The organism is Moorena sp. SIO3B2, assembly GCF_010692525.1.
Classification (GTDB): domain Bacteria; phylum Cyanobacteriota; class Cyanobacteriia; order Cyanobacteriales; family Coleofasciculaceae; genus Moorena; species Moorena producens.
The window spans coordinates 1-8,375 of record NZ_JAAHHE010000271.1; the positions used below are offsets into that span (position 1 = coordinate 1).

At 43.1% G+C, this 8,375-nt stretch carries 10 protein-coding genes; 7 read left to right on the forward strand and 3 right to left on the reverse strand.

Annotated elements, in window-relative coordinates; genetic code table 11:
- Nucleotides 1-1,251: iron uptake porin (locus tag F6K38_RS30715; protein ID WP_287358850.1), on the forward strand; the 1,251-nt coding region annotated here is incomplete at its 5' end.
- A gap of 85 nt (nt 1,252-1,336) precedes the next feature.
- Here the strand turns inward: F6K38_RS30715 and F6K38_RS30720 are convergent.
- Both F6K38_RS30720 and F6K38_RS30725 read right to left on the reverse strand, forming a co-directional pair.
- Nucleotides 1,337-1,528, reverse strand: coding sequence for a hypothetical protein (locus F6K38_RS30720; protein ID WP_287358853.1), 192 nt, complete (start codon nt 1,526-1,528; stop codon nt 1,337-1,339).
- 68 nt (nt 1,529-1,596) lie between these two features.
- Nucleotides 1,597-1,896 carry a hypothetical protein gene (locus tag F6K38_RS30725; RefSeq protein ID WP_287358855.1) on the reverse strand — a complete coding sequence of 100 codons (300 nt, stop codon included), beginning with the start codon at nt 1,894-1,896 and terminating at the stop codon, nt 1,597-1,599.
- 75 nt (nt 1,897-1,971) lie between these two features.
- Between F6K38_RS30725 and F6K38_RS30730 the strand changes: the two genes are divergently transcribed.
- The gene (locus F6K38_RS30730) at nt 1,972-2,928 is read left to right on the forward strand and encodes a ribonuclease Z (RefSeq protein ID WP_287358857.1); all 957 of its coding nucleotides are present in this window, start codon (nt 1,972-1,974) and stop codon (nt 2,926-2,928) included.
- A 184-nt stretch (nt 2,929-3,112) separates the two neighbouring features.
- Here the strand turns inward: F6K38_RS30730 and F6K38_RS30735 are convergent, their stop codons facing one another.
- On the reverse strand, nt 3,113-5,377 hold the full coding sequence (locus F6K38_RS30735; RefSeq protein ID WP_287358858.1) for a RelA/SpoT family protein: 2,265 nt from the start codon (nt 5,375-5,377) through the stop codon (nt 3,113-3,115).
- Nucleotides 5,378-5,691: 314 nt separating this feature from the next.
- Between F6K38_RS30735 and patD the strand changes: the two genes are divergently transcribed.
- The 5 genes from patD to F6K38_RS30760 all read left to right on the forward strand — a co-directional run.
- On the forward strand, nt 5,692-6,066 hold the full coding sequence (gene patD, locus F6K38_RS30740; RefSeq protein WP_287358860.1) for a heterocyst frequency control protein PatD: 375 nt from the start codon (nt 5,692-5,694) through the stop codon (nt 6,064-6,066).
- Between the two features lie 332 nt (nt 6,067-6,398).
- Nucleotides 6,399-6,533, forward strand: a complete 135-nt coding sequence (locus F6K38_RS30745) for a hypothetical protein (protein ID WP_008190529.1) — start codon at nt 6,399-6,401, stop codon at nt 6,531-6,533.
- A 33-nt stretch (nt 6,534-6,566) separates the two neighbouring features.
- Nucleotides 6,567-6,995 (forward strand): hypothetical protein, encoded by a 429-nt coding sequence (locus F6K38_RS30750; protein ID WP_008190532.1) that lies wholly within the window; start codon nt 6,567-6,569, stop codon nt 6,993-6,995.
- Nucleotides 6,995-7,216, forward strand: coding sequence for a PEP-CTERM sorting domain-containing protein (locus F6K38_RS30755; RefSeq protein WP_008190534.1), 222 nt, complete (start codon nt 6,995-6,997; stop codon nt 7,214-7,216). Before F6K38_RS30750 ends, F6K38_RS30755 begins: the two co-directional genes overlap by 1 nt.
- A gap of 571 nt (nt 7,217-7,787) precedes the next feature.
- Nucleotides 7,788-8,375: 2OG-Fe(II) oxygenase (locus tag F6K38_RS30760; protein ID WP_287358863.1), on the forward strand; the 588-nt coding region annotated here is incomplete at its 3' end.

The window sequence follows — 8,375 nt, forward strand, 5'->3', positions numbered from 1 at the left end:
GATCTAGAGGCAATCCAGCGTTTGCAAGGCGAGTTTACCCTGGAACTAGCTCGACTGCGTGGTAACCTGGATGCTGTCACCGCTCGTACTGCTGAAGTCGAAATTACTGAGTTTTCCACCACTACTAAGCTCAATGGCGAAGTAGACTTTATCCTAATTGACTACTTCACTGGTAACAAAGCTGCCCCTTGTTGCAGTAGCCCAACTGAAGACGATAGTCTTACCACTACATTCACAGGTCTTGCCCTATTATCCTTTGATACCAGTTTCACCGGTAAAGACCTGTTACGCACTAGAATCGATACCACCGACGTGCCTGAATTTAATAACCCCCTTGATGGCACAGACATGACTCTCTATGACTTTGAAACAGATACAGACCAGGAATTTGTCTTAACTGAACTATATTATCGATTCCCGATTAGCGATCGCATTCAAGCTCATATTGCTGCAGCCGGTCTGTCAGCCGATGAGATTACAGACCCCCTCAATCCCGTCTCAGCCCTCTCCCGTTTTGGAGTACATAACCCGGTTTATCGCCTAGCTGAAGGTGGTGGCGCTGCTATTCGTTATCAATTTAATGACTCAATTAGAATCAGTGTAGCTTATTTAGGTAGTGCCGCTAGTATCTCTAATCCCACCGAAGGTAATGGACTATTTAACGGTCAATTTGGTGCTTTCACTCAGCTAACCTTAACACCAAATCAGCGCTTAGGGATTGGATTGAATTATGTCCATTACTATTCTCCTGAACCCAACTCAGGGATTGATGTCACTGGCAGTACTGGCAGTCAATTTTCCCAAGCACCCTTTGGTGATCAAACTGCCACCTCCGCTAATGGGTTTGGCTTACAAGCGAGATATCGACTTAGTCCTGGTTTTGCCCTTGGGGGTTGGCTTAGTTATATCAATGCCAACGCTGAATCCTCTCCCCGCCAAAGTGGTTTGGATGGCTCAAAGGGCGCTAAAGCTGATATCTGGACTTGGGCTATCACCATGGCATTTCCCGATTTAGGCAAAGAAGGCAATGAATTAGGTTTCGTGTTTGGAATGCCCCCTAGACTAGCTAAAAATGATATTAACAGTCGTCAAGATTTGGATGTATCTTACCATTTAGAGACCTTTTATCGCTACCAAATTAATGACAATATATCCATCACTCCCGGTCTATTTGTAATTATATCTCCAGAACACAACAGTAACAACAATAGTATCGTAGTACCAATGCTAAAAACTAAATTTATTTTTTGATTTGTTGTAAGCCATCAGCCGTCAGCTGTCAGCCGTCAGCTGTCAGCCGTCAGCTTCAAATAAACCTGTTTGGCCTATGGCCACGCTACGGGAACGGTATATAGCAATTCTCATAGCTATGAGGTACACAATTTCGGGATTTTAGGTAATAGGTAATGGGTAATAGGTAATAGGTAATAGGTAATAGGTAATAGGTAATGGGTAATAGGTAATAGGTAATAGGTAATAGGTAATAGGTAATAGGTAATAGGTAATGGGTAATAGGGATGCGCTGCATCAAGACAGGGAATCAGCTTCAAATAATACTGTACCTCATGACTGTGATCAACGCTATAATTTTCGAGATTAATGAGAATTGAAAGTCACCAGTAAAGTCCATCTAAGCATATGCAGAAAGCTGATAGCTGATAGCTGATAGCTGATAGCAGAAAGCTGATAGCTGATAGCAGAAAGCTGATAGCAGAAAGCTGATAGCAGAAAGCTGATAGCAGAAAGCTGATAGCTGATAGCTGATGGCTGATAGCTGATGGCTGATAGCTGATAGCTGAAAGCTGAAATCTGAAAGCTGATAGCAGAAAGCTGATAGCAGAAAGCTGATAGCAGAAAGCTGAAAGCTGATGGCTGACCCGGTGATATCCTACCCACTCTTCGAGACTATCGGACTCAGGCTGTGTACTATATATAGAAGAGTCAAGACAAGAACATTCAACAACAGGCTGCGTGGAAATTACATTTTTAGGAACTAGCTCCGGAGTCCCAACGCGATCGCGCAATGTGTCCAGTGTAGCGCTGCGCTTACCTCAGCGTGCAGAAGTCTGGCTGTTTGACTGTGGCGAAGGTACTCAGCATCAACTTTTGCGGAGTGACCTGAAAACCAGCCAGATCCGACGAATGTTCATTACCCACCTCCACGGTGACCATATTTTTGGTATGCCAGGTCTGTTGGCAAGCTGTGGCTTAGCGGGAAACATCGACAGGGTTGATATTTATGGACCACCAGGTTTAGATAGTTATCTCCAAGCTTGCCTAAAATACTCTCGCACCCATTTGGCATTCCCCTTCAAGGTTCACACAATAAAACCTGGTTTAGTCTACGAAGACCAGGAATTTACCGTTAGCTGTCTACCCCTCGAACATCGTGTACCAGCCTTTGGCTATCGAGTGTGTGAAAAAGACCGACCGGGCAGGTTTAATGTAGAAAAAGCGATCGCATTAGGAATTCCCTCTGGTCCTCTTTACGGTAAACTCAAACGGGGAGAAACGATTACCCTACCTAATGGGCGTAAGATTCAGGGTATTGACTTGTGTGGAGTACCCGAAACTGGTCGTAAAGTGGTTTATTGTACCGATACTATCTTCTGTGAGCAGGCTATTGAACTAGCAAAGGATGGAGATGTGTTGATTCACGAAGCTACTTTTGCCCATCAAGACGCTCAGATGGCTATTGAGCGCTTACATTCTACCTCTACCATGGCAGCTCAAGTTGCCCTTGGTGCAGGAGTCAAACAGCTAATTATGACCCATTTCAGTCCTCGTTATGCTCCAGGAAACCCCCTGAGGTTAGATGATTTGCTTCAAGAAGCACGGGCAATTTTCCCAAATACCATCTTAGCCCATGATTTCTTCACCTATGAAGTGCCTAGACGACGTTCAGAAGAAAAAGAAGTGGTTTGTTGAATCTTGACTGTTGAATCTTGACTGTTGAATCTTGACTGTTGAATCTTGACTGTTGAGTTAAATCTTGACTGTTGATTGTTAACCTTCTAACTTTCAACCTCCTAACTTTCAACCTCCTAACCTTAAACCTCCTAACCTTCAACCTCCTAACCTTCAACCTTCTAACCTCCTAACCTCCTAACCTTCAATGACATTCCTCCACCTGAGAAACACGTCGGATATTTAACACATCGCTCATTTGTTGGATTTTGGCAAAGCTGCAGTTGAGTTGTTGGTGATCGAGAATATCAATGCACAGGTCAATTAGAGCTGGTTTGCCATACTGAGTTTTGACTTGAGCTTTACGGACATTAATGTTTTGGTCACTTAAGCGAGAGAGAATGTCTTTGAAGACACCAACCCGGTCAATGACTTCAATTTGCACATTTACCGGGTAGGTTTGGGGACGTCCGTTATCGACATCAGTGGGATTCCAGCTGACCGGTACTAGTCTTTCTCCTAAAACATTTTCCACATTCACACATCCTTGCCGATGAATGGAAATCCCCTTAGTGCGAGTGACTACCCCAATAATAGATTCTCCCGGTAAGGGGTTACAACATGCAGCAAGGCGATACAGTAGTCCTTCTACACCAGCAATAGGATGTGTCTTACTAGGAAGTTGGGATTGGAGATTAATGGGGGTAGAGCTAGAATACTGTTGGAGCACTTCAGTTTCTTCTGGCTGATTGTCTAAACCAGCGTGTAGTTCTTCCCTTAGTCGTTTCACTACAAAGTTGAGTGTCACTGCACCATGACCCAGGCCAGCCAGTAAATCCTCTACTTTGTGGTAGTTACAGCGCTCCGCCACAATTTGCATTGGTGCTGATTTGAGCAAGGCTTCAAATCCTTTTTTCCCAAGTTCCTTCTCTAAGAGTTCCCGACCCCGAGCCACATTTTCTTCCCGATGCGATCGCTTAAACCATTGCCGAATACGATTTCTGGCACTGGCTGTTACCACAAAGTTGAGCCAATCTAGACTAGGGTGAGCGTTTTTGGTGGTGAGAATTTCTACGATATCCCCATTCTTTAGAGGACAATCGAGTACCCGCCACTCACCATTAACTCGTACACCAGCACAATGGTTTCCCACCTCGGTATGAATCCGATAGGCGAAGTCTACGGCAGTTGCCCCCCGACTCAAAGCGACTACGTCACCATCTGGTGTAAATACATAGACATCTTCATCAAATAAGTTATCTTTGATGTTTTCCATGTATTCCTGAGCATCTTTCAGGTCTTTCTGCCATTCCAATAACTGCCGCAGCCAAGTCAGCTTTTCATCATCAGCCGTGAATTTGGTGGTATTAGAGCCACCGGTTTCCTTATACTTCCAGTGAGCAGCAATACCCCATTCCGCCACATGGTGCATTTCCAGGGTGCGAATTTGGACTTCAATCGGGCGACCATTAAACCCAATCACTCCGGTATGGAGGGATTGATAGCGATTAGGTTTAGGTAAACCAATATAATCTTTAAACCGACCTGGAATTGGTCTAAACAGATCATGAACAACGGCTAAGGCTCGGTAGCATTCCTCTTTGGTTTCCACAATCACGCGCATTGCAGCAATATCATAGATTTCATGAAACCCCTTGTTCTGCCGCTGCATTTTCTGATATATTCCATACAGGTGCTTGGGGCGACTACTAATATCAACGCAATGAACACCGGTTTTATGAATCTGCTCTCGCAAAAGTTCTGAGACTTCCTTGAGGCGCTGTTCCCGGTCTGAGCGTCTTTCTGCTACCAACGACTGAATTTCCCGATAAGCATCCCTTTCGAGATACTTAAAGGCTAAATCTTCTAGTTCCCACTTGAAGCAACCAATTCCTAACCTATTGGCTAGGGGGGCAAAGATATCTCGAGTTTCTTGGGCAATCTGACCCTGTTTTTGTGGCTTCAAGTATTCCAACGTCCGCATATTATGTAATCGATCTGCCAGTTTGACAACGATTACCCTAATATCTGCTGCCATGGCCAGGAACATCCGGCGGAAGTTCTCGGCTTGACGCTCAGTTTTACTCGAGAAGTTGAATTTAGATAGTTTGGTTACCCCTTCTACTAAATTTCGTACCTCCACTCCGAACCGGGATTCTATTTCTTCTGGAGTAATTTCCGTATCTTCAACTACATCATGGAGGAATCCAGCCGCTATCATAGTAGAGTTGCCTCCCAAATCCCTTAATAAATCAGCCACTGCAACAGGATGGGCAATGTAAGGCTCTCCTGATTTGCGGGACTGACCTTGATGGAGTTGGTAAGCAAATTTAAATGCCTCAGCGATTAACAAAGTATGATCACCGACTGGTTCCTCTGCCGCTGATGAAGCGGCTCTTAAGCAATCTTGCAGCCAGTCAGGAATCTCGACGTTAAAATTCAAAATAGAGTAGGTGGCGATCGCGTCCATAATTATTTGCCCCTCAGAGAAAAAATAGATACCGGAGTCTAGGAAAACCGAAGTCTACCAAAATGAGTACTGACTCAGAAGGGTGGCAAGCTTGTCGATGCAGCCAAACCCTTCTCAGCAGTCGGTTTAAGTAAAGCTTCCTCTCACCCTCCTTTTTCGTCAAGCCAGAATGCTGTCCGGATGCTCAAGTTCAAAGAGATGGAAGCTTCCTCCAATATTTAAGTGGCAGAGCCAAATTGTTGGTTTGGTAACTGCCCTGTCTTTAAAAAGAAAAAATTCTTTACATTTATAATTTTACGCTAATAGGGCTCACAATGTTATCTCAATCACATAATCAACGATTACGAGAATTCCAACAAGCCCTAGAACAAATGTACTACAAATTTGGCGCTGATGATGTGGCCCGATCAGCAATTCAGGAGCAGTTTCAAGCACTAAAGGGGCTGTTCATCACTGAGATCGCTAGTATTAGTGCCTCAGACATACCTCTGGATTATGCCTCTCGATGGCAGTCCCTAAAAACGGAAATTCACAAACAGATCCGATTATTGGAAAATGACCTGATGCTTCTGCAGGCATCCCGGAGTGCCCAGACAGCCAAATTGAGGCAGAAGGGAGTATGCGATCGCATTGGGACCCTGATTGACTACTGCCAAGGGTGGCTGCAACAATCTCAGGAACAACCATAATACTCCTAGCGTAAGCATTCAGCTATCATCCTTAAAATTTATACAAAAGTTAAACCTGGCATCAAATCTTCATAAACGCGATCGCATATAGCAATCCTAAATCATTTGTAAAATTGGTAAAATCGTAAATCCTTGCAGGGCTTGGGTTATAGCGATAGCTTCGGCCAATATATTTCACGAATCATAAAGGAAACGCTATACATCGGACAGAGACACTGATAAATAAGAGGGAATGCACAGACAAAACAGCTCTATACTCCCTAATTTATACAACCACGAAGTGTCTAATCAGTTAAGTCAATTTCATTAAATATAAACTGCTTTCTGGATTAATGGCGACCGCTACTGTTTTAGGAGTTTTGTATTCTGCCAATCAAGCATCTGCAAATGTATCTGAGCAAGAATACAATCAACAGTATAGCAATTCAGGGAATTACGTACCAAAACTAACCTATGAGCAGTGGTAATACTTTAACGATTTCGTAAATGAAGAAAGATTAATGATAAATCAAGAGGATTTGCCTGAAATCGATTTTAATTTTCTGCGCTGGGAAAGTGGTGCCAACGATGTGGAAGTCTTTTTTATCAACGAAGGAGCCGGTTTCAGAAATCAACTATTCTATTCTGTGGATAATGGTAACAGTAAAGAAATAGTTTTTGATGATGTTTCCTCTCCCTTGAGCATTCTCCCTAACGACGATGGTCTTTTGGCACTTGGTCAAGGTGTAAATCTGGGGAATTTTGTCGGTGACACCTTTATTGAGTTTTTCATAAAGTCCGATGGGTACAATGATAATCGTGAAAACGACAAGTACTTTGGTTCCAATCGGGAAAAAATCCGCGACGAATTCAAGCTCGGCAGATTCAATCTCGACGGATTCATCATCTCTTGGGTTATGAAGTTGAATTTGGAGGGGAAAAGTTTGTGATGCTAGGATTTGAAGACGATTGGATATCCCAGCAAGCCCATGATTCAGGAGACCAAGACTTTAACGATGTTGTCTTTGTTATCAGCGGACTTACACACACACCGAGGCCACCATCAGGCAGTGTATCCACACCAGAACCAGGAACTTTAGTAGGTACGCTGTTTGCGTTCGGAGTTATGGGGTTAACGTCAGTACAGAAACGCCAAGGTAAAAAATCCTAGTCATAAGACTGAGGGAAAAGAAGGCTAAAGATAGTTACTTGGTAATTGGGCATTGGTTATTGGTCATTGGTTATTGGCTTACTATTACCCATTTCCCATTATCCATTATCTATTATCCATTATCCATTACCCATTACACATTACCTATTACCTATTACCTATTACCAGAACGTAGTCATATTCTTAGTTATAATGTGAATAGACAATATGAATCAAAAATAGTTTGTAGGAAACATTGCTGTATTCCTACAAACTATCTGTGTTTACCCCTATCAAGAATGGGTGCATCTCAGTTGTGTTGTTTGACTCGGTAAAATCCAGATTTTGGGTTTTACCGAAACATGATTCAATAGTGATGCCCAGGAATATTGAGTGATTGTATGATCAAACCAGGGGGAAAGTTGACTGAAGAATGGATTTTATGCTATCAGTCTAGTGATTGTATGATCAAGCCAGGGGGAAAGTTGGCTGAAGAATGGATTTTATGCTATCAGTCTTATGCTCTACATCTTCAGCTTCCTGGAGGTTTTGGTGTTCAAGAAAGAGTTTTTAGAGGCTAGAAGAAACTTAGATGTTGGAGCTTAGTTCTCAGTATAGTGATTTGCGCTATAAGTTTGCCAAGTATGGAGTCTTGGTTCTATCCCTTAATGAAACTCCAATGACCCCTGAAGACTATCAATGTATTCTTAATATTTCCTGCAAGACTCCTACTCGCTCGGTTACTGTGGGTGACAGAGGGGAAACTCACAACTTAGAAGTGGGTCGTCTGAAGACCGATACACCTTATCTACAAACTCTTACCTCTACTGGCACAGTGATTGAAAATATCCTCCTGAAGGAGCCAATGAAGGCCTTTTTTCAGTTCATAACCTGTGCTAAATTTCTAGAAATTCGACGCATTCAGTTGAATGTTATGAGACCTGGAGGCTATATTGGTGCTCACTATGATAATGATTCCGATCCACTGCGACATTTAGCAATTATTATTCATCTTCAGGAAGCTGATGAAGGTGGCGATCTAGTTGTTTATGATCAAGGAGGGTCTACCAATATATATCATCCTTTGTCAACTCAGATGGTACTCAGTGCAGGTGATCTACTCCACGAGGTGACTCCTGTTGTTCGAGGGGAACGACGGACTCTTGTAGCTTTTCTCTCT